The sequence below is a fragment of the Actinomadura sp. 21ATH genome (genome assembly GCF_041951345.1).
Taxonomy (GTDB): domain Bacteria; phylum Actinomycetota; class Actinomycetes; order Streptosporangiales; family Streptosporangiaceae; genus Spirillospora.
The window spans coordinates 149098-168219 of the sequence record NZ_JBGNUR010000010.1 but is presented as its reverse complement, the minus strand read 5'-3'; the positions used below and the strand labels follow the sequence as shown (position 1 = coordinate 168219).

Genomic DNA, 19122 nt, shown 5'->3' with positions numbered 1-19122 from the left:
CCCCCTCAGCCGCCCGGCACCGCCTCGCAGAGTTCGGCCAGCACCTCGGAGGCGCTGACCGGGTCGAGGTCGCCGAACGGCAGGGCGCCGTGCGGCTCCGGCCGGAAGTCGCCGGCGGCCTGCGCGGCCAGCCAGATCTCCTCCAGCCGCGTGCCCTCGACGGCCCCGATCGGGATCCCGCCCTCCAGCCTGATGTTGACGAGCAGGCCGCCGGGGAGTTCGCGGTAGAGGGCGTGCTGGAGGCCGGCGTCCATGGGGCTCGTGCGGCGCCAGCCGTGCCGTTCGAGCGCGTGCACGGCCGCGCCGGGGATGGAGGCGCCCTGGAACCTGTCCAGGCGGCGGCTCGCGCGTTCGGCGGCGGTCAGCGCGTGCACCGCGCGGTCGAGCTGCCGGAACGGCTGGACGATCTCGTAGTCGGCCAGCACCGCGGACCACGCGCCGAGGTCGGCGCCCGCCGGTTCCGCGGGGTGGAGGACGCCGATGGCGGCGGACTCCGGCAGCGTCAGCACGCCGTCGCCGGCGTCGGCGAACGTGCGGTCCTCGGCGACGCGGAACGCGGTGCTCTTGCCGCCGTCCTCGGCGATCCAGACCAGCCGCCGCGCGATGTGCCAGATCAGCGGATGCTCGGCGAACAGGCGCCGGAACTCGCCGGCCGTCCAGCGGCGCCGCGCCACCATCGCCGCCTCCAGGCGCCCGATCTGGAGGGCGGCCACCGTCCGCACGTCCTTCTTCAGTGCGGCGAACCTCTTGTACGCGGCGGGCGCCAGCTCCGGGTCGTCCTTGGCGCCCGGCTTGGGGAGCGCCTTGCGGCGGGTGCCGTCCTCGTCGGACACGTACGGCCGGAGCGCCTCGTCGAAGCCGACGTGGAAGCGGCGCGGCCCGTAGTCCAGGACGAGCCCGCCGCCGGCGTCCAGGCCGAAGTGGGGGACGAGCCGGTCGGCGAGCTGGTCGGCGGTCAGGCCCAGCCGGTCCGCGACCTCCTGGATCTTCTCCTGGGCCCGTGCCTTGAGCCCCTTGAACCGCGCCTTCTGCGCGATGCCGTGCAGGCGCGTCAGGGCCATGTCCGTGCCGATGGCCGCGAGGACGTCCAGGCCGGCGACCGCCCTGCGGTGGCCGCCCTCGCCCGGCCACGCGTTGATGCGGGGGGTGAGCCGGGAGACGGTCGAGTCGTCGCCGAGCCAGCCGAGCTGCGCCAGCGCCCAGCCGCCCTTGGCCGGGGCCCCGTTCCCGTCCCACTGGAGGAACAGCGCCCAGGCGAACTCGGTCAGCGACTCGGGGTCGCACGCCTCCTTGACGAGCTCGACGCCCGCGTACACGGCGCCGTGCTCGGACATGGCCAGCATCGTCAGCAGGTGCCGTACGGCGCCGGCGGGGACGGCGTCCTCCCGGCCGCGGAGCCGGATCTGCGGGAGCGTGCGGGCGTCGGCCCAGTCGCCCACGGCCGGTATGCGGGCGGGCAGGGCCTCCAGCGGGTCCGCCGGGTCCGCGGCCGGGCGGCGCTCGCCGCGGCGCAGCCACGGCGGGTCGGCCAGCGGCCGCGGCAGGGCGTCCGCCGGAGCGTCCGGCAGCAGGTCGTGGCCGGGGATCAGCGCGCCGACGACCGCGGCCGTCTCGGGCGGCAGGCTCGGCAGCAGCTCCGCCGCCGTCCCGGGGTCGGCGCGCACGTGCTCGGCCAGCCGGCCGGCCAGCTCCGCGTTTCCGGCGGCCGCCGGCGCCAGCAGCCGGAACGCCCGGGCGGGGAAGCGCTTCATCGCCGCGGGCAGCGCCGGCCGGACGTGCTTCTCCCCGGCGTGGTCCAGCAGGGCCTGGAACGCTCCGTCGTCCGGCAGGAACGCCAGGACCTCCGGGACGTTCTTGCGGATGGCCTGCTCGCCGGCGCCGACCTCCAGCGCCCTGGCGAGCAGCGGCGCGACGGCCGTGCCCGCCCCGTCCACCATGGTGACCAGGAGCGGCCGGTCCCACCACCACAGCAGGTACCGGTGGGCGGTGATGGACGCGGTGGCCTGGTCGACCTGCGCGGGCGTGGCCAGCGAGGCGTACATCAGCTGCCAGAAGTCCCACTCGTGGCCGGCGTCCGGCGGGGCGGCGAAGCAGTCGTCCACCCAGTCGTGCCGGGTCGGCACCAGGAAGGAGACGGCCGCGCGCTGCGTCGCGGTCCGGCGGTGCTCCGCCAGCGCGTCCACCGCCTCCGTGTACTCGTCATCGCCGGCGGCGGCCAGGAGCGCCCGCAGCCGCGCGCCGGCCTTCACCATCTTCGTCGAGGCGGCCGTCGAGCGGCCCTGGGCCCGCGAGTCGGGGTCCTCGATGGGCCGGAGGCCGGGGAAGCCCCAGGTGATCTGGCTGAGCTCGGCGAACGCGCGGGCGGCGAAGGCGAGCCCGTGCTCGGTCACCCAGGAGTCCGCCAGCGGCGCCGCGAGCCTGTCGACGCTCCGGTGGCCGGCGTCCTGGGCCAGGAGCGCGGCGACGACGGCGGCGCCGTGGGGGTTCGCGCCGCCGGCGAGGTGGTCGCGCGCCGCCTCGGCCGAGTCCGGCCCGACGCCGGCGTGCTCGGCGAGCGGGGTCGTCGCCTCCAGTTCGCCGAAGCGCTCGCGTACGGCCGCGACCGCGGAGCCGTCGACCTTGATCCGGGGGCCCGGCCGGCCGCCGCGCCGGGGATGCAGCCCGCGGAACCATGCGCCCGGGACGGCCAGGGCGTCCTCGTCCGGTGCCGATGGGAACTGCTCGTCCATGGGGGCCTCGCTCCAGAGTCGGTCGGCGCGCCCGGAGCGCGGTCCGATCCGGAACAGGTTAGGGAGATCATCTCCGTAGCGCGATCCGTCCTCCCCGCCGCCGGCGGGCCCGTCCCCCAGCGGTCAGGTGAAGGCGCCGGCGGCCGCGGCGAGGGCGGCGGCCCTGGCCGCGTGGCCGGGCAGGAGCGGGTCCGGGGGCGTGCGGAGCAGCACCAGCTGGTGGTACAGCGGCGCGGTGGCGGCGATGAGCAGCCGCCGGGCGTCGGTGCCCGGCGGGAGCTCGCCGCGCCGCACGGCCCGGCCGACGACGATCTCGCAGCGGGCGTACCGGTCCTCCCAGAGGCGCCGCTGGGCCTGAGCGGCCTTCTCGGAGCGGAACGAGGCGGCGATCAGGGCGGCCATGATCGACGGCTCGGCGGCCATGGCGTCCTGGATCTCCTGGTTGAGCGCCGCCAGGTCGCCTTCCAGCGAGGCGGTGTCCGGCGGCCGCCAGTCGTCGTCGCCCGCCGCGTCGAGGACGTCGGCGAGCAGGCCGCCGACGTCGCCCCACCGCCGGTAGACGGTCGCGCGGTGGACGCCGGCGCGGGCGGCGACGGCGTCCATGGTGAGCCCGTCGAAGCCGTGCTCGCCGAGCTCCGCGCGGACCGCTTCGAGCACCTGCGCGCGGACGCGGGCGGTACGGCCGCCGGGCCGGCGGCGCCGGTCGGGCGGCTCCCCGCCGCCCTCGCCGGAGGTCATCGCGGCCCGTCCGGTTGCCCGGGGATCGTCTTCATGGCAGCATCTTAATGCATCACATGTCGCAATAGTGAAGAGAAGTGATTCGTGACCGCTCCCGTTCCCGCCGATCCGACCGTCGTGCACCCGATGCCCGGGCAGCCGCGGGTGGTGCTGCTCAAGCCGCTCGTCACCTCGCCGCTCATCGAGGTCGGGGAGTTCTCGTACTACGACGACCCGGACGACCCGACCGCGTTCGAGACCCGCAACGTGCTGTACCACTACGGGCCGGAACGGCTGGTGATCGGGAAGTTCTGCGCGCTGGGCGAGGGCGTGCGGTTCATCATGAACGGCGCCAACCACCGGATGGACGGCCCCTCGACGTTCCCGTTCCCGATCATGGGCGGCTCCTGGACGGAGCACATGGACCTGATCACCGGCCTGCCCGGGCGGGGCGACACCGTGCTCGGCAACGACGTCTGGCTCGGCTACCGGACGCTGGTCATGCCCGGCGTCCGCATCGGCCACGGCGCGATCGTCGCCTCCGGCTCGGTCGTCGTGGACGACGTCCCCGACTACGCCATCGCGGGCGGCAACCCGGCCCGCGTCATCCGCCGCCGCTACAGCGACGAGGACATCGCCCGCCTGCTGGCCGTGGCCTGGTGGGACTGGCCGCTGGAGCACATCACCGCGCACATCCGCACGATCATGTCCGGCGACATCGGCGAACTCGAGAACGCCGGCGGGATGCGTTCATGACCTTCACTAGGGCCGAACTCGACGACCTGGCCACGGTCGGTCCGCGCGAGCCAACGCCACCATCAGCGGCCGCCCGGCCGCGGCCGGATCGGCCGCCGGGTGTGTGAGATGCTGCACGGATGACGACGACCGGGCCCGCCGAACCGGCGCCGCGCCGCCGGCGCGGCCGTCCCGGCTACGACCAGCCGGCGATCCTGCGCGCCGCGGTGGAACTGTTCAACCGCAAGGGGTACGACGCGACGAGCGTGGGGGACCTGGCCAAGGAGCTGGGGCTGACCAAGCCGGCGATCTACCACCATGTGACCAGCAAGGAGCAGCTGCTCGGGCAGGCGCTGGACGACGCGCTCGACGAGCTCACCGCCGTCGTGACCGAGGCGTCCGGCGAGAACGCCGGGGACACGGGGGACACCGCCTACGGCCGCCTGCGGGAGGTGGTGCGGCGCAGCGTGGAGGTGCTCGTGGCGCACCAGCCGTCCGTCACGCTGCTGCTGCGGGTGCGCGGCAACAGCGAGGTGGAACTGGCGGCGCTGGAGCGGCGCCGCTGGCTCGACGACCGCCTCGCCGCGCTCGTCGCGGACGCGGTCGCGGAGGGCGCGCTGCGCGACGACGTGCCGCCGGCCCTGGTGAGCCGGCTGCTGTTCGGGATGGTGAACTCGCTGGTGGAGTGGTACCGCGCGGACGGCGCGTACGACACCGCGACGGTCGCCGGCGCGATCACCGCGATCGCGTTCGACGGGCTGGCGCGGCACGAGCGCTGAGCCGGCCGCTCCCCACGATCCGCGCCGCTCCAGGAACGCCGTCAGGCGTCCTCAGGCGTCGAAGTCGATGGTCACCCGGTCGCCGACCGGGAACGTCTGGCAGGAGAGGACGAACCCGGCGGCCACCTCCGCCGGTTCCAGGGCGTGGTTGCGGCGCATGTCGACCTCGCCCTCGCGGACCATGGCGCGGCACGTCCCGCAGACGCCGCCCCTGCAGGCGAACGGCGGGTCGGCGCGGACGGACCGGGCGCCGTCGAGGAGCGTCGCCTCGCGGGAGACGGCGGCGGTCGTGCGGAGGCCGTCGAGCACGGTGGTCAGCTCGCTCGTCGCGCCGGGCGGCGGCCGGTTCTCGCGGCGCGGCTCGGGCGGCGGGGCGTCCACGTAGAACAGCTCGACGTGGACGCGGTCCGCGGGGACGCCGAGGTCGGCGAGGACCACGCGGGCGTCCTCCACCATCGCCAGCGGCCCGCAGAGCCAGACGTGGTCGAACACCTCGGCCGGGACCAGGCCGGTCAGCAGGCGGCGCAGCCGGTCGCCGTCGAGCCGGCCGGAGAGCAGCTCGGCGTCGCGCGGCTCGCGGGAGAGCACGTGGACGGTCTGGAGCCGGGGCCCGTACCGGTTCTTGAGGTCCCCGAGCTCCTCGGTGAACATCACGGTGCGGCTGGTCCGGTTGCCGTACAGGAGCGAGACCTGCGCGCGGGGGTGGGTGAGGACGGTGGACGCGACCGACAGCATCGGGGTGATCCCGGAGCCGGCCGCGACGCACAGGTGCCGTTCGCCCCGTGCCGGGTCGGCCCGCCAGGACCCGGTGGGGAGTCCCACCTCGATCCGCGTGCCGGGCCGCACCTCGCGGACGAGCCAGGACGAGAACAGCCCGCCGGGGATCTCGCGGACGCCGATGCGCGGCGCCTCCCCCGCCGGCGCGCAGATCGAGTACGACCGGCGCTCCTCCCGCCCGCCGACGGTGCGGCGGAGGGTGAGCGACTGCCCGGCCCGGAACGCGTACGCCTCGCGCAGCTCGCCGGGCACCGCGAACGTGATCGCGGCGGCGTCCTCGCACAGCCGGTCCACGGCCGCCACGGTCAGCGGGTGGAACGCGGCGGACCGGGCCGGCGCGGCGCGGGGCGCGAGCGTGGTCATTCAGATCTCCTTGACGTGCTCGAACGGTTCGAGGCAGCCGGTGCAGCGGTAGAGGGCCTTGCAGGCGGTGGAGCCGAACTCGGAGGTCGGCCGGGTGTCGGCCGAGCCGCACCGGGGGCAGGACGGGGCGCGCCTGGCGGGCCCGAGCGTGAGCGGCACGGGTCCGGCGGCCGGGCGGGGCGCGGGCCCGGGCGGCGACAGCCCGGCCGCACGGAGGGCTGCCCGGCCGCGCTCGGAGATCCAGTCGCTGGACCAGGGCGGGGAGAGGACGACGCGCACCTCCACGCGCGGGAACCCGGCGGCGTTGAGCCGGTGGACGAGGTCGTCCCGCATGGTGGCCATGGCGGGGCAGCCGGTGTACGTCGGCGTGATCGAGACGATGACGGTGCCGCCGTCCGCTGTGTCCTTGACCTCGACGGCGCGCAGGACGCCGAGGTCGGCGAGGGTGAGCATCGGCATCTCCGGGTCGCGCACCCGCGCGGCGACCTCGGCCGCCCGGTCCCGGGCGTTCACCAGCGCCCGCCCGGGTGGGCCCGCGCGACCACCTGCATCTCGGCGAGGAGCCGGCCGAGGTCGCCGGTGTGCGCGCCGTCCCGGCCCCCGCCCGCAGGCCATGGGCGGTCCTCCGGGCGGTCCACGCCGCTCACGGCGAGCACCTGGTCCAGGACGGCGTCCGCCTCATCGCGGAAGGAGGCCGGATCGACACCGGCACCGGCCCTGGCCAGCGACAGCTCCACGGGATGCGCGGTGAACAGCTCCTCGCGGAGCGGCCACAGTTCACCGAGGGCCGCGAGGAGGCGGCGGCGCGACTCGTCCGTGCCGCGCGCCAGGGTGAGGAACCAGCGGCCCGCCCAGTCGCGGTGGTAGGCGACCTCCTTGACGCCCTTGGCTGCCACGGCGGCGAGCACGCCGTCACGGCTCGCGAGGAGCCGCTCGAACAGGGCGAGCCGGGCCACCGAGAACAGCAGCAGCCGGACGACGGCGTGCGCGAAGTCACCGTTCGGCACCTCGGCGAGCCGCACGTTCCGGAACGCTCCGGCGTCCCGGAAGAAGGCGAGCGCGTCCTCCGGCGGCACCGGCGAGCCCTCCGGCAGGCCGGGCACGGCGCCGGGGTCGGCCGCGGCGGCGCGGGCGAGCAGCAGGCGCGCCTGGCCGAGGAGGTCGAGGGCCGTGTTCGCCAGCGCGATGTCCTCTTCGAGGTCGGGGGCGCGGCTGCACCACTCCGCCAGCCGCTGCGACATGATCAGGGCGTCGTCGCCGAGCATCAGGCAGTACGCGGCCAGCTCGGCGCGGTCGGTACCGGCCGGCACCGCGGTGTCCACGCCGGCCAGCGGGTCCTCGAAGTCGGTGCCGAACGCCCACTGCCCGGTGTCCCCGCCCTCGATCAGGCCGTCGAAGACGCTCTCGCGGTCGTCGCTCATCGGGGCCCGCCTCTCACATGTGGGGGACGTTCTCGGGGATCTCGTAGAACGTCGGGTGCCGGTAGACCTTGTCGCCGTTCGGCGCGAACAGGGGGTCCTTCTCGTCGGGGCTGGACGCGGTGATCGCGTCGGCCCGCACGACCCAGATGCTCACGCCCTCGTTGCGCCGGGTGTAGACGTCGCGGGCGTGCCGCAGCGCCATCGCGTCGTCGGGGGCGTGCAGCGACCCGGCGTGGACGTGGTTGAGCCCGCGCTTGCCGCGGACGAACACCTCGTACAGCGGCCACTCCGCCCGGCCCGCGCTCTTCGGCTCGTTCATCGGACCGCCTCCTGCCGCCCGGCCCGCGCGGACCGTTCGGCGAACGCGGTGGCGGCCTCGCGCACCCACGCGCCGTCCTCGTGGGCGGCCCGGCGGTGCGCGAGCCGCTCCGCGTTGCAGGGGCCGTCGCCGCGGATGACGGCGGCGAGCTCGTCCCAGTCGGGCTCGCCGAAGTCGTGGTGGCCGCGCTCCTCGTTCCAGCGCAGCTCCGGGTCGGGGAGCGTGACCCCGAGCGCCTCGGCCTGCGGGACGGTCATGTCGACGAACCGCTGCCGCAGCTCGTCGTTGGAGTTCCGCTTGACGCCCCACGCCATCGATCGCGCGCTGTTGGGTGACGCGCCGTCGGGCGGGCCGAACATCATCAGGGACGGCCACCAGAACCGGTCGACCGACTCCTGGACCATGGCGCGCTGCTCGTCGGTGCCGCGCATCATCGTCATCAGCAGCTCGTAGCCCTGCCGCTGGTGGAACGACTCCTCCTTGCAGATGCGGATCATCGCGCGGCCGTACGGGCCGTAGGAGGTGCGGCAGAGCGGGACCTGGTTGCAGATCGCGGCGCCGTCGACGAGCCAGCCGATCGTGCCGACGTCGGCGTACGACGGCGTCGGGTAGTTGAAGATCGACGAGTACTTCTGCTTCCCCGCGAGCAGCAGTTCGGTCAGCTCGGCGCGGGAGACGCCGAGGGTCTCGCACGCCGAGTACAGGTAGAGCCCGTGCCCGGCCTCGTCCTGGACCTTGGCCAGCAGGATCGCCTTGCGCCGCAGGGATGGGGCGCGGCCGATCCAGGCGCCCTCGGGCTGCATGCCGATGATCTCGGAGTGGGCGTGCTGGGCGATCTGGCGGACGAGCGTCCGGCGGTAGGCGTCGGGCATCCAGTCGCGCGGCTCGATGCGGTCGTTGCGCGCGATGGTGGCGTCGAAGGCGGCCTGCAGCCGCGCCTCCCTCGAAGCGTGCCGGGCGGGCTCCGCCGGTGTCGTGGTCATCGTCCCTCCGGACCGTCGGGCTTATTTACTTATCGCTCGGTCAGTAATACCGTGACACGGGAGGACGCTCCCGCGCAACACCCGATGGCGACCGATGGAGGAGGCCACGTGAGCGAGCTGCTGGAGAGCTATGCCGCCGGACGATGGTTCCGGGCGGCCGGCGGCGGTGATCCGCTGCTCGACGCGGCCACCGGCGAGGAGGTGGCGCGCGTCTCCGCCCAGGGCCTGGACGTCCCCGCGATGGTCCGGCACGCCCGCGAGACCGGCGGTCCCGCGCTGCGGTCGCTGACCTTCCACGAGCGGGCCGCGCTCCTGAAGGCGCTGGCCAAGCACCTGACGGCGGGCAAGGACGAGCTGTACGCGCTGTCCACCCGGACCGGCGCCACCGCGCGCGACACGGCCGTCGACGTCGACGGCGGCATCGGCACCCTCTTCAGCTACGCGAGCAAGGGCGTGCGCGAGCTGCCGAACGACACCATCGTCCTGGACGGCGGCCCGGAGCGCCTCGGCAAGGGCGGCACGTTCGCCGGGCAGCACGTCTACACCTCCAGGCCGGGCGTCGCCGTCCAGATCAACGCCTTCAACTTCCCCGTCTGGGGGATGCTGGAGAAGCTGGCCCCGGCCTTCCTCGCCGGGCTGCCGACGATCGTCAAGCCCGCGAGCCAGACCGCGTACGTGACCGCGGCGGCCGTCCGGCAGATCATCGAGTCGGGGATCCTGCCCGAGGGCACGCTCCAGCTCCTCGCGGGCGGCGCGGGCGGGCTGCTGGACGCGCTGACCGTCCAGGACTCCGTCGCGTTCACCGGCTCCGCGCACACCGCGGGCATCCTGCGCCGCCACCCGAACGTGCTGGACGGCGGCGTCGTCCTCGGCGTCGAGGCCGACTCCCTCAACTGCTCGGTCCTCGGCCCCGACGTCCGCCCGGACGACCCCGAGTTCGACCTGTTCGTCAAGGGCGTCGTGACCGAGATGACGGTCAAGGCGGGGCAGAAGTGCACCGCCATCCGCCGGGTGCTCGTCCCCGAGGCGATGGCCGGGCCGGTGACCGACGCGCTCGCCGACCGCCTCGCGAAGGTGACCGTGGGCGACCCGCGCAACCAGGACGTGCGGATGGGGCCGCTCGCCAGCCTCGGCCAGCGCGACGAGGTCCGCAAGGCCGTCGAGGCGCTGCGGGCGAGCGCCGACGTCGTCATCGGCGACCCGGCCGGCGGGACCGGCGCGGCCCTCCTCGACGGCGACGCCGAGCGCGGCGCGTTCATGGCCCCGCTCGTGCTGCGCGCGCGGCCCGGCGCCGCCGAACCGCACGACGTGGAGCCGTTCGGGCCGGTCAGCACCGTCCTCACGTACGGCGGCCTGGACGAGGCGGTCGCGCTGGCGGCCCGCGGGAAGGGCAGCCTCGTCGCGTCCGTCGTCACCCACGACCCGGACGTCGCGCGGTCCGTCGTGCTCGGGCTCGCGCCGTGGCACGGCCGCGTCCTCGTCCTGGACCGCGACGACGCCGAGGAGTCCACCGGGCACGGCTCGCCGCTGCCCGTCCTCGTCCACGGCGGGCCGGGACGCGCCGGCGGTGGCGAGGAGCTCGGCGGCGTCCGCGGGGTGCTGCGCCACATGCAGCGCACCGCCGTCCAGGCGTCCCCCGACCTGCTCACCGCCGTCACCGGGCGCTGGACGGCGGGCGCGGCGCGCACCGGGACGGACGTCCACCCGTTCCGCAAGTCCCTCGCCGAGCTGCGGATCGGCGACACGATCGCCTCCGCGAAGCGGACGGTCACGCTGGACGACATCGGCCACTTCGCCGAGTTCACCGGCGACACGTTCTACGCGCACACCGACCCCGAGGCCGCCGCCCGCAACCCGCTGTTCGGCGGCATCGTCGCGCACGGCTACCTCGTCGTGTCGCTCGCCGCCGGCCTCTTCGTCGACCCGGCGCCCGGGCCCGTCCTGGCCAACTTCGGCGTGGACGCGCTGCGCTTCCTGACACCGGTCAAGGCGGGTGACACGATCGACGTGACCCTGACCGTCAAGCAGATCACCCCGCGCGGCGGCGCGGACTACGGGGAGGTCCGCTGGGACGCCGTGGTGGCCAACCAGGAGGGCGCGGCGGTCGCCACCTACGATGTGCTCACCCTCGTGGCCAAGACCTGGCCCGCCGAGTCAACGGAGACCTGACATGCACCGTCTCACCGTCCAGTACTTCTCCCCCGCCGACCCGGCGACCTTCGACGAGCGCTACGAGGCCGTGCACGTGCCGCTCGTCCGTGCCCTGCCGGGGATCAGGTCGTTCACGCTGACGCGGCCGAAGGCGCTCGGCGGCGCCGGCCCGTACCTCGTCGCGGAGCTGTGGTTCGACGACGCCGACGCCCTCGACGCCGCGCTCGGCAGCCCGGAGATGAAGGCGGCGGGCGAGGACGCGGCGACCTACGAGGTCGCGTCCGTGGTCATGTTCTCCGGCGAGGTCCACGAGAAGCTCGCCTGACTCCTCCCCACCCCCTACCCGACCCCTACTCTCCCCGCCGCTCCGGCCGCGGCGCCCAGTCCGCGCCGCGGCCGCGGGCCTCGTCGAACACCAGCCAGGTACGGGTGGCGCGGACGCCGGGGATGTCCTGGATGCGTTCCAGCACCACGTGCCGGAGCGCCGCGTTGTCCGGCGCCCGCACCTGGACCAGGACGTCGTAGTCGCCGCCGACCATCGCGAAGTGCTCGACGTACCGGATCTCCTGGAGCCGCGCCGACACCGCGCGCCAGGAGTTCTGCTCGATGGTGACCGAGACGTACGCGCTCGTGCCGAGGCCCGCCCGCTCCGGCGCCAGCTCGGCGGTGAAGCCGGTGATCACCCCGTCGCCGGTCAGCCGGGTGAGGCGCGCGTACGCGTTGGCGCGGGAGATGTGGACGCGCTCGGCGAGGGCCCGCACCGAGATGCGGCCGTCGCGCAGCAGCTCCGCGATGATCGCGCGGTCCACCTCGTCCAGGCGGCCGGCAGAACGTCCCGGCCAGCCCCCGTCCGGGCCCTCGTCGATCGACATATGGCCTCCTCGAAGCCCGCCCGAAGGCCGTCCGTCGCTCATTGTGCCGGGAGTCTTGAACGCTTGGCGAGCAGAGCGGACGCTTCTCGTGACAAACGTCCAGAGAAAGCGAGCGCCGCCATGCCCGTGCGGACAGATCGCCAGGTGGCCGACGGTCTCCTCCCGTCGCCCGTACCGGTCCGCTTCGTCGCCGAGGACGGCACCGCCGTCGAACCGCCCGCCGGCTACCCGGCGCCCGAGGACGGGCGGCTCCTGGACGCCTACCGGCGGATGGTCACCGGCCGCCGCTTCGACCGGCAGGCGACCGCGCTGACCAGGCAGGGCCGGCTCGCCGTCTACCCGTCCAGCCGCGGGCAGGAGGCGTGCCAGATCGCCGGCGTGCTCGCCCTCCGCGCGGACGACTGGCTGTTCCCGACGTACCGCGACTCGGTCGCCCTCGTCGCCCGCGGCCTCGACCCCGTCGAGGTGCTGACGCTGCTGCGGGGCGACTGGCACTGCGGGTACGACCCCGCCGCCGCCCGCGTCGCGCCCCAGTGCACCCCGCTGGCCACCCAGACGGTCCACGCGGTCGGGATGGCCGAGGCGCTGCGCCGCAAGGGCGAGGACGCCGTGGTCATGGCGTTCGTCGGCGACGGCGGGACGAGCGAGGGCGACTTCCACGAGGCGCTCAACTACGCCGCCGTCCTCAACGCGCCCGTCGTGTTCCTCGTCCAGAACAACAGGTACGCGATCTCGGTCCCGCTGGCGAAGCAGACCGCCGCGCCCGCGCTCGCCTACAAGGGGATCGGGTACGGCGTCCGGTCCGAGCAGGTGGACGGCAACGACCTGGTCGCGGTGCTGGCCGTCCTCGACACGGCCGTGCGGCGCGCGCGGGAGGGCGGCGGGCCGTTCCTGGTGGAGGCGCACACCTACCGCATGGACGCGCACACCAACGCCGACGACCCCACCCGCTACCGGCCCGCCGGGGAGGTCGAGGAGTGGGAGTCGGCCGATCCGCTCGCCCGGCTGGAGGCGTACCTGCGCGGCCGCGGGCTGCTCGGCGCGGACGGCGCCGCCGCGGCGCGCGAGGCCGCCGAGGAGTTCGCCGCCCGGCTCCGGGACGCGATGAGCGCCGAGCCGGCCACGGACCCGTACGAGATGTTCGACCACGTCTTCGCCGACCCGACGCCGCAGCTGCGCGAGCAGCGCGACCTGCTCGCGGCCGAGCTGGCCGCCCGGGAGGACTGACATGACCGCGATGACGATGGCGGGGGCGCTCAACGCCGCGCTGCGGGACGCGCTGCGCGAGGACGAGCGGGTCCTCGTCTTCGGCGAGGACGTCGGCCCGCTCGGCGGCGTCTTCCGCGTCACCGACGGGCTCACCGCCGAGTTCGGCGAGGACCGCTGCTTCGACACCCCGCTCGCCGAGGCCGGGATCGTCGGCCTCGCCGTGGGCATGGCGATGGGCGGCTTCCGGCCCGTGGTCGAGATGCAGTTCGACGCGTTCGCGTACCCGGCGTTCGAGCAGATCGCCTCGCACGTGGCCAAGATGCGCAACCGCACCCGCGGCCGGATGCCGCTGCCGATGGTGATCCGGATCCCGTACGCGGGCGGCATCGGCGGCGTCGAGCACCACTGCGACTCCAGCGAGGCGTACTACGCCCACACCCCGGGCCTGAAGGTCGTCACGCCCGCCACGCCCGACGACGCGTACTGGCTGCTCCGCGACGCGATCGCCGACCCCGACCCGGTCGTGTTCATGGAGCCGAAGCGGCTCTACTGGTCCAAGGGCGAGACCGCCGCCGGCGAGCGGCGCGCGGCGGGCTTCGGCCGGGCCGCGGTACGGCGGGCCGGCGGCGACGCGACGCTGGTCGCGTACGGGCCGGGGGTCCCGGTCGCGCTCCAGGCCGCCGAGGCCGCGGCCCGGGACGGCCTCGACCTGGAGGTCGTGGACCTGCGGACGATCGTCCCGTTCGACGACGAGACCGTGGTGGCCTCGGTGCGGCGGACGGGGCGCTGCGTGGTCGTCCAGGAGGCGCAGGGGTTCGCGGGCGTGGGTGCGGAGATCGCGGCGCGCGTCCAGGAGCGCTGCTTCCACTCGCTCGCCGCGCCCGTGCTGCGCGTCACGGGCTTCGACATCCCGTACCCGCCGCCGAAGCTGGAGCACTCCCATCTGCCGGACGCCGACCGGATCCTCGACGCGGTCGACCGGCTCCAGTTCGACGACGAGCCCGACGTCCGCCATCTGGCCCCCTTCTCCGTCGCCGGCGGGCCGTCGCCCCGCGAGGAGGCGTCATGACGGCGGCGGCTCCCGCCGGGCAGGTGTTCCGGCTGCCCGACCTCGGCGAGGGACTCACCGAGGCCGAGATCGTCGAGTGGAAGGTCGCGGTCGGCGACACGGTCGAGATCGACCAGATCGTGGTGGAGGTCGAGACGGCCAAGGCGGCCGTGGAGGTGCCCGTCCCGTACGCCGGCACGGTCCTGGAGCTGCACGCGGCGGCCGGCACCGTCCTCGCGGTCGGCGCGCCCCTCATCGAGGTCGGCGGGCGCGCGGACCCGGCCGCGGCCCGGTACCGCGAGGAGGAGCGGGCCGGCTCCGGCAACGTCCTGATCGGCTACGGCACCGGCGCCGCGCCGGAGCCGCGCAGGAGGCGCCGCGGCGCCGCCCGTACCCGGCCGGCGCGGGCACCGCGCGTGATCTCCCCGCTCGTCCGCCGGATCGCCGCCGAGCACGGCGTGGACCTCGCCGCCGTCACCCCCACCGGCCCGCGCGGGGTGATCCTGCGCCGCGACGTGGAGCGGGCCATCACCACCCGCGCGCCCGAGCCCCCGGCCCCCTCGGCGCCCCCGGCGCTCGCGGACGAGCGGATCCCGCTGCGGGGCGTCCGCCGGGCGGTGGCCGACAAGCTGAGCCGCAGCCGCCGCGAGATCCCCGACGCCACGACCTGGGTGGACGTCGACGCCACCGGCCTGCTCGCCGCCAGGGACGAGCTGCGCCGGTCCTGCCCCGACCTCGGCATCGGGGTGCTCGCTCTCCTGGCCCGCATCTGCGTGGACGGCCTGCGCCGGTTCCCGGAGCTGAACGCGTCCGTCGACACCGGCCGCGCGGAGATCGTCCGGTACGGGCACGTCGGCCTCGGCTTCGCGGCGCAGACCGACCGCGGCCTCGTCGTCCCGGTCGTCAGGGACGCCCACCTCATGACGACCGCCCGGCTCGCCGCCGAACTGGCCCGCCTCACCGGCCTCGCCCGCTCGGGCTCGCTGCCGCCCGCGGCGCTCACCGGCGGGACGTTCACGCTCAACAACTACGGGGTCTTCGGCGTGGACGGCTCCACCCCGATCATCAACCACCCGGAGGCGGCGCTGCTCGGCGTCGGCCGCATCGCCGACCGGCCCTGGGTCACCACCGGCGGCGCGGTCGTCGCGCGCAAGGTCGTCCAGCTCTCGCTGACCTTCGACCACCGGGTCTGCGACGGCGGCACGGCCGGCGGCTTCCTGCGCCACGTGGCCGACCGCGTCGAGAACCCGTCCGTCCTGCTCGCCCACACGTAGGACGTGCGGGACGCGCGGGACGGGCGCGGTGGTCAGGGTTCCAGGGCGGTGAGGTCGAGGCGGGCGAGGCGGTCCGGGTCGGAGAGGATGTCGATCGCGGTGATCCTCTCCTCGGTGACGGTGAAGCTGATGATCGAGATGAGCCGGCCGTCGATGGTGTTGACCAGGCCCGCCGCCCCGTTGACCAGGACGGGACGGGCCTCCGCGGCGGTGGCCATGCGCCGGAACGTGGCGGCCTGGCCGGACACCGCCTCCACGCCGCGCAGCACCCGCATGCCGCCGGGGAGCGCCCGGCCGCTGTCGGCGCGCAGCACGACGTCCGGGTCCAGGATGGCGACCAGGCCCTCCAGGTCGCCGCCGCGCGCGGCGGTCAGGAAGGCGTCGACCACCCGCCGCTGGGCGACCGGGTCCGGGTCGGGCTCGGGGGCCGCGCCCCGGACCCGCTGGCGGGCGCGGCTGGCGAGCTTGCGGGCCGCGGCCGGGGTGCGGTCCACGATCGGGGCGATCTCCTCGAACGGCATGCCGAACATGTCGTGCAGGACGAACGCCAGCCGCTCGGCCGGGTTCAGCGACTCCAGCACCACCAGCAGCGCCAGCCCGACCGAGTCGGCCATGAGCACCTCGTGCTCGGGGTCGGCGGCCTGCTCCCGGACGACCGGGTCCGGCAGCCGCGACTCCAGCGGCGTCTCGCCCCGCAGCCGGCGCGAGCGCAGCATGTCCAGGCACACCCGGCCGACGACGGTGGTCAGCCAGCCGCCGAGGTTGTCGATGGCGGCGGTGTCGGAGCGCGCGAGCCTGAACCACGCCTCCTGGACGGCGTCGTCGGCCTCGGCCAGCGAGCCCAGCATCCGGTACGCCACCGCCTTCAGGTGCGTGCGGTGCTCCTCGAACAGCTCGCCCAGGAAATCACGCTCGTTCATGCCGGTACCTCCGTCGCTCCATGGTCACAGGCATGACGTGCGGGACGGCGCGGATGTGACCGGACGGCGGGCACGGGGTCAGGTGACCAGGCCGGTGCGGTAGGCGTAGACGACCGCCTGGACGCGGTCGCGCAGGTCGAGCTTGGTCAGGATGCGCGACACGTACGTCTTGACCGTCTCCGGGCTGATGACCAGCGTCGTGGCGATCTCGGCGTTCGACAGGCCGTTGGCGATGAGGCGCAGGACCTCCAGCTCGCGCGGGGTCAGCGCGATGCCGTCCGGCGTGCTCTCGGCGGGCCGGATCCGCGCCGCGTACCGGCCGACGAGCTGCCGCGTCACCTCGGGGGCCAGCAGCGCGGCGCCGGTCGCGACGGTGCGGATGCCGTGCAGGAGCTGCGCCGGCGGGGCGTCCTTGAGCAGGAAGCCGCTCGCGCCGGCGCGCAGCGCCTCGTACACGTACTCGTCCAGGTTGAACGTCGTCACGACGAGCACCTTGACGGGGTCCGCGACGCCGGCGCCGGCCAGCAGCCGGGTCGCCTCGATGCCGTCGAGCACCGGCATCCGGACGTCCATCACCACCATGTCCGGCTCCAGCCGGCGGGCGAGGTCGACGGCGGCGCGGCCGTCGCCGCACTCGCCCACGACCTCCAGGTCGGGCTGGGCGTCGATGATCGTCGAGAAGCCGGTGCGGATCAGCGCCTGGTCGTCGGCGACCAGGACCCGGACGGGCGCGGTCACGACGGGTTCCCGGCGGGGATCCGGGCGCGGACGGCGAAGCCGCCGTCCGGCCGCGGGTCGGCGCCGAACTCGCCGCCCAGCGCCTCCACCCGCTCGCCGAGCCCGGCCAGGCCGCGCCCGCTCCCGCCGGGGGACGCGGTCCCCGAGCCGGACCCGTCGTTGCTGACCTCCACGCTGATCTCCTTCGCGCCGTAGCGGACGTGCACCACGGTGCGGCTGCCGTGGGCGTACTTGAGGGCGTTCGTCAGGGCCTCCTGCACGACCCGGTAGGTCGTGAGCTCGGCGCTGCCGCCCGACTCCGCCGGCTCGCCCTCCCGGGTGAACTCCACCGGCTGCCCGGCCCGGCGCGTCTGGTCGACGAGCGCGCCGAGGTCGCCGGCGGACGGCGTCCGGTCGCCGGTGCCGTGGTCGGGGTTGAGCAGGTCGAGCAGGTGCCGCAGGTCGGTGATGGCCCGCCGGCCGGTGTCGGTGACGGCGGTCAGGGTCGCGTCGAGGCGGTCGGGCGCGGCGGTCAGGTACCGGGCCGCCTCCGCCTGGACGACCATCGCCGTCACGTGGTGGGTCACGACGTCGTGCAGCTCGCGGGCGATGCGGGTGCGCTCGGCGGTACGGGTGGCCTCGGCGACGCGGCGGCGGCGCTCGGCCTCGGCGGTCCGGGTGGAGCGCAGCCAGGCCCCGATGCCCCACGCGAGGGCCAGCGCGAGGCCGAACGTCACGAAGTCCTCGACCCCGTCGCCGGTGCCGGGCCGGTCGAGGGCGATCGCCAGCGGTACGTACGCCAGGGCGAAGAGGGCCCCGATGACGTACCGGTGGCGTTCCAGGTGCGCGCCCGCGCTGATCAGCGCGAGGGGCAGCGCGGTGCCCGCGAAGGCGTGGTAGCCGGAGAGCTGGTCGATGGCGAAGCCGAGCGCCACCAGGGCGAGGGAGGCGGCGGGCCACCGGCGCCGCCCGGCGAGCGGGGCGCACTGGAGGGCGACCGCCACGACGGCCAGGGCGTCGTAGGGGCGGGTCGGCACGTCACCGATGTGCGTCCCGAATCCGTGCAGTGCCGGGACGAGCGATCCGGCCAGCAGGAACAGCGCCATCGGGGCGTCCCGGACCGTGACGTCGCACCGCCGCCAGAGGTCCGGGGCCCGCCGAAGATCGATCACTGGGCGAGGGTAGCGGTCGCGGCGGCCCGGTCGCGGCGCCGTACGGGAACCACGTTGCCGCGCCGGTGGGCCAGCCACAGGAACACGACCGTCAGCAGCGCGCCGAACAGCACGGCGTACGGGCTCCCCTCCGGGCCGAAGTCACCGCCGGTGATCAGGGACGATCCGGACGTCACGCCGTCCAGCAGGCCCTCGGCGCCGTTCTTGCCGGAGATGGCGGTACCGAAGATCCCGGCGCCCGCGAAGTTCCAGGCGAAGTGCAGGCCGATCGGCAGCCACAGGCTGCGGGTGGCGGCGTACGCGGCGGCGAGCATGGCGCCGGCCTCGATGGCGATGGCGATGGCGCCCCACAGGCTGGCGTTCTCGTTGCCCAGGTGCGAGAGGCCGAACAGGACGCTGGTCAGCCCCAGCGCCACGTACGTGCCGACGCGTTCCTCAAGGATCCTGAAGAGGATGCCGCGGAAGAGCAGTTCCTCCGTCACCGCGGCGGCGGCCATGAAGCCGAGCAGCGCGAGCGGGCCGACCGCCGAGCCGAAGCCGTCGACGCGGTAGTGGCCGAGGAAGGCGAGGTTCGCGATGACCGCACCGAACATCCCGGTACCGATCAGCATCCCGCGCCCGAGGCCGCCGGCGGCGCCCTTCGTCGCGACCTCCGCCGGCTCGCGGCGCTCGGTCCGCCGTACCACCCAGGCGTACGTGAGCAGCGCCAGCACGGCGGACGCGAGGCCGAGGAGCAGGGTGAGGACCGCGTTCCCCTCGACCGCGCCGACGGCGGCGCTCCCGGCGAACGCGACCACCCCGACGGCCACGAGCTGCTTCAGAAAACGCATATCGACCCTTCCACCAGATCTCGCGGCCTAGTACCGCGAACCGGGGATAACGCTATGGATCCGGGCGGTTCGAAATCGTCACCGTCCGGTGGACACTTGCCGGTAG

Annotated in this window: 19 protein-coding genes; 7 read left to right on the top strand and 12 right to left on the bottom strand. The window is 75.0% G+C overall.

The window, feature by feature from the left end:
* Window positions 1–5: 5 nt before the first annotated feature.
* On the bottom strand, window positions 6–2729 hold the full coding sequence (locus tag ACA361_RS26915; protein ID WP_375016265.1) for a DUF4132 domain-containing protein: 2724 nt from the start codon (window positions 2727–2729) through the stop codon (window positions 6–8).
* A gap of 123 nt (window positions 2730–2852) precedes the next feature.
* Window positions 2853–3467, bottom strand: a complete 615-nt coding sequence (locus tag ACA361_RS26910; protein ID WP_375016263.1) for a TetR/AcrR family transcriptional regulator — start codon at window positions 3465–3467, stop codon at window positions 2853–2855.
* Between the two features lie 126 nt (window positions 3468–3593).
* Here ACA361_RS26910 and ACA361_RS26905 point away from each other — a divergent pair, with 126 nt between their 5' ends.
* The gene (locus ACA361_RS26905) at window positions 3594–4202 is read left to right on the top strand and encodes a CatB-related O-acetyltransferase (protein ID WP_375016471.1); all 609 of its coding nucleotides are present in this window, start codon (window positions 3594–3596) and stop codon (window positions 4200–4202) included.
* Window positions 4203–4321: 119 nt separating this feature from the next.
* A complete protein-coding gene (locus ACA361_RS26900; RefSeq protein WP_375016261.1) occupies window positions 4322–4960 on the top strand; it encodes a TetR/AcrR family transcriptional regulator in 639 nt (212 codons plus the stop codon).
* A 51-nt stretch (window positions 4961–5011) separates the two neighbouring features.
* On the opposite strand, the gene paaE is transcribed toward ACA361_RS26900, so the two are convergent.
* Genes paaE through paaA form a run of 5 tightly spaced genes read right to left on the bottom strand, consistent with a single transcriptional unit; the run spans window position 5012 to window position 8823 of the window.
* Window positions 5012–6100, bottom strand: a complete 1089-nt coding sequence (gene paaE / locus ACA361_RS26895; RefSeq protein ID WP_375016259.1) for a 1,2-phenylacetyl-CoA epoxidase subunit PaaE — start codon at window positions 6098–6100, stop codon at window positions 5012–5014.
* A complete protein-coding gene (paaD, locus tag ACA361_RS26890) occupies window positions 6101–6613 on the bottom strand; it encodes a 1,2-phenylacetyl-CoA epoxidase subunit PaaD (protein ID WP_375016257.1) in 513 nt (170 codons plus the stop codon). It abuts the gene before it with no gap.
* A complete protein-coding gene (paaC, locus tag ACA361_RS26885) occupies window positions 6610–7521 on the bottom strand; it encodes a 1,2-phenylacetyl-CoA epoxidase subunit PaaC (protein ID WP_375016255.1) in 912 nt (303 codons plus the stop codon). Before paaC ends, paaD begins: the two co-directional genes overlap by 4 nt.
* Window positions 7522–7534: 13 nt before the next feature.
* The gene (paaB, locus tag ACA361_RS26880; RefSeq protein ID WP_375016253.1) at window positions 7535–7840 is read right to left on the bottom strand and encodes a 1,2-phenylacetyl-CoA epoxidase subunit PaaB; all 306 of its coding nucleotides are present in this window, start codon (window positions 7838–7840) and stop codon (window positions 7535–7537) included.
* Window positions 7837–8823, bottom strand: a complete 987-nt coding sequence (gene paaA / locus ACA361_RS26875; RefSeq protein ID WP_375016251.1) for a 1,2-phenylacetyl-CoA epoxidase subunit PaaA — start codon at window positions 8821–8823, stop codon at window positions 7837–7839. The genes paaB and paaA overlap by 4 nt, the downstream gene beginning before the upstream one ends.
* 108 nt (window positions 8824–8931) lie before the next feature.
* Between paaA and paaZ the strand changes: the two genes are divergently transcribed.
* Both paaZ and ACA361_RS26865 read left to right on the top strand, forming a co-directional pair.
* Window positions 8932–10992 (top strand): phenylacetic acid degradation bifunctional protein PaaZ, encoded by a 2061-nt coding sequence (gene paaZ / locus ACA361_RS26870; protein WP_375016249.1) that lies wholly within the window; start codon window positions 8932–8934, stop codon window positions 10990–10992.
* A 1-nt stretch (window position 10993) separates the two neighbouring features.
* Window positions 10994–11299 (top strand): EthD family reductase, encoded by a 306-nt coding sequence (locus tag ACA361_RS26865; RefSeq protein WP_375016247.1) that lies wholly within the window; start codon window positions 10994–10996, stop codon window positions 11297–11299.
* A gap of 25 nt (window positions 11300–11324) precedes the next feature.
* Here the strand turns inward: ACA361_RS26865 and ACA361_RS26860 are convergent, their stop codons facing one another.
* Window positions 11325–11846 (bottom strand): Lrp/AsnC family transcriptional regulator, encoded by a 522-nt coding sequence (locus tag ACA361_RS26860; protein ID WP_375016245.1) that lies wholly within the window; start codon window positions 11844–11846, stop codon window positions 11325–11327.
* 120 nt (window positions 11847–11966) lie between these two features.
* Between ACA361_RS26860 and pdhA the strand changes: the two genes are divergently transcribed.
* The 3 genes from pdhA to ACA361_RS26845 are packed head-to-tail and all read left to right on the top strand — an operon-like array spanning window position 11967 to window position 15377.
* Complete coding sequence (gene pdhA, locus ACA361_RS26855) at window positions 11967–13073, top strand: pyruvate dehydrogenase (acetyl-transferring) E1 component subunit alpha (protein ID WP_375016243.1); 1107 nt, start codon at window positions 11967–11969, stop codon at window positions 13071–13073.
* 1 nt (window position 13074) lies between these two features.
* A complete protein-coding gene (locus ACA361_RS26850; protein ID WP_375016241.1) occupies window positions 13075–14124 on the top strand; it encodes an alpha-ketoacid dehydrogenase subunit beta in 1050 nt (349 codons plus the stop codon).
* Window positions 14121–15377 carry a dihydrolipoamide acetyltransferase family protein gene (locus ACA361_RS26845; RefSeq protein ID WP_375016239.1) on the top strand — a complete coding sequence of 419 codons (1257 nt, stop codon included), beginning with the start codon at window positions 14121–14123 and terminating at the stop codon, window positions 15375–15377. The genes ACA361_RS26850 and ACA361_RS26845 overlap by 4 nt, the downstream gene beginning before the upstream one ends.
* Window positions 15378–15409: 32 nt before the next feature.
* Here the strand turns inward: ACA361_RS26845 and sigJ are convergent, their stop codons facing one another.
* The 4 genes from sigJ to ACA361_RS26825 form a co-directional block, all read right to left on the bottom strand.
* The gene (sigJ, locus tag ACA361_RS26840) at window positions 15410–16297 is read right to left on the bottom strand and encodes an RNA polymerase sigma factor SigJ (RefSeq protein ID WP_375016237.1); all 888 of its coding nucleotides are present in this window, start codon (window positions 16295–16297) and stop codon (window positions 15410–15412) included.
* A 78-nt stretch (window positions 16298–16375) separates the two neighbouring features.
* Window positions 16376–17035, bottom strand: coding sequence for a response regulator (locus tag ACA361_RS26835; RefSeq protein WP_375016235.1), 660 nt, complete (start codon window positions 17033–17035; stop codon window positions 16376–16378).
* Window positions 17032–18186 (bottom strand): sensor histidine kinase, encoded by a 1155-nt coding sequence (locus tag ACA361_RS26830; protein ID WP_375016233.1) that lies wholly within the window; start codon window positions 18184–18186, stop codon window positions 17032–17034. Before ACA361_RS26830 ends, ACA361_RS26835 begins: the two co-directional genes overlap by 4 nt.
* On the bottom strand, window positions 18183–19016 hold the full coding sequence (locus ACA361_RS26825) for a lysostaphin resistance A-like protein (protein ID WP_375016231.1): 834 nt from the start codon (window positions 19014–19016) through the stop codon (window positions 18183–18185). The genes ACA361_RS26830 and ACA361_RS26825 overlap by 4 nt, the downstream gene beginning before the upstream one ends.
* Between the last annotated feature and the right edge of the window lie 106 nt (window positions 19017–19122).

Coding starts and splice junctions, on each gene's coding strand:
- ACA361_RS26845 (WP_375016239.1), top strand. CDS start 14,121: ATGACGGCGGCGGCTCCCGCCGGGCAGGTGTTCCGGCTGCCCGACCTC.
- paaC (WP_375016255.1), bottom strand. CDS start 7,521: ATGAGCGACGACCGCGAGAGCGTCTTCGACGGCCTGATCGAGGGCGGG.
- ACA361_RS26915 (WP_375016265.1), bottom strand. CDS start 2,729: ATGGACGAGCAGTTCCCATCGGCACCGGACGAGGACGCCCTGGCCGTC.
- ACA361_RS26860 (WP_375016245.1), bottom strand. CDS start 11,846: ATGTCGATCGACGAGGGCCCGGACGGGGGCTGGCCGGGACGTTCTGCC.
- ACA361_RS26910 (WP_375016263.1), bottom strand. CDS start 3,467: ATGACCTCCGGCGAGGGCGGCGGGGAGCCGCCCGACCGGCGCCGCCGG.
- pdhA (WP_375016243.1), top strand. CDS start 11,967: ATGCCCGTGCGGACAGATCGCCAGGTGGCCGACGGTCTCCTCCCGTCG.
- paaA (WP_375016251.1), bottom strand. CDS start 8,823: ATGACCACGACACCGGCGGAGCCCGCCCGGCACGCTTCGAGGGAGGCG.
- sigJ (WP_375016237.1), bottom strand. CDS start 16,297: ATGAACGAGCGTGATTTCCTGGGCGAGCTGTTCGAGGAGCACCGCACG.
- ACA361_RS26905 (WP_375016471.1), top strand. CDS start 3,594: ATGCCCGGGCAGCCGCGGGTGGTGCTGCTCAAGCCGCTCGTCACCTCG.
- ACA361_RS26850 (WP_375016241.1), top strand. CDS start 13,075: ATGACCGCGATGACGATGGCGGGGGCGCTCAACGCCGCGCTGCGGGAC.
- ACA361_RS26825 (WP_375016231.1), bottom strand. CDS start 19,016: ATGCGTTTTCTGAAGCAGCTCGTGGCCGTCGGGGTGGTCGCGTTCGCC.
- paaE (WP_375016259.1), bottom strand. CDS start 6,100: ATGACCACGCTCGCGCCCCGCGCCGCGCCGGCCCGGTCCGCCGCGTTC.
- ACA361_RS26900 (WP_375016261.1), top strand. CDS start 4,322: ATGACGACGACCGGGCCCGCCGAACCGGCGCCGCGCCGCCGGCGCGGC.
- ACA361_RS26865 (WP_375016247.1), top strand. CDS start 10,994: ATGCACCGTCTCACCGTCCAGTACTTCTCCCCCGCCGACCCGGCGACC.
- paaB (WP_375016253.1), bottom strand. CDS start 7,840: ATGAACGAGCCGAAGAGCGCGGGCCGGGCGGAGTGGCCGCTGTACGAG.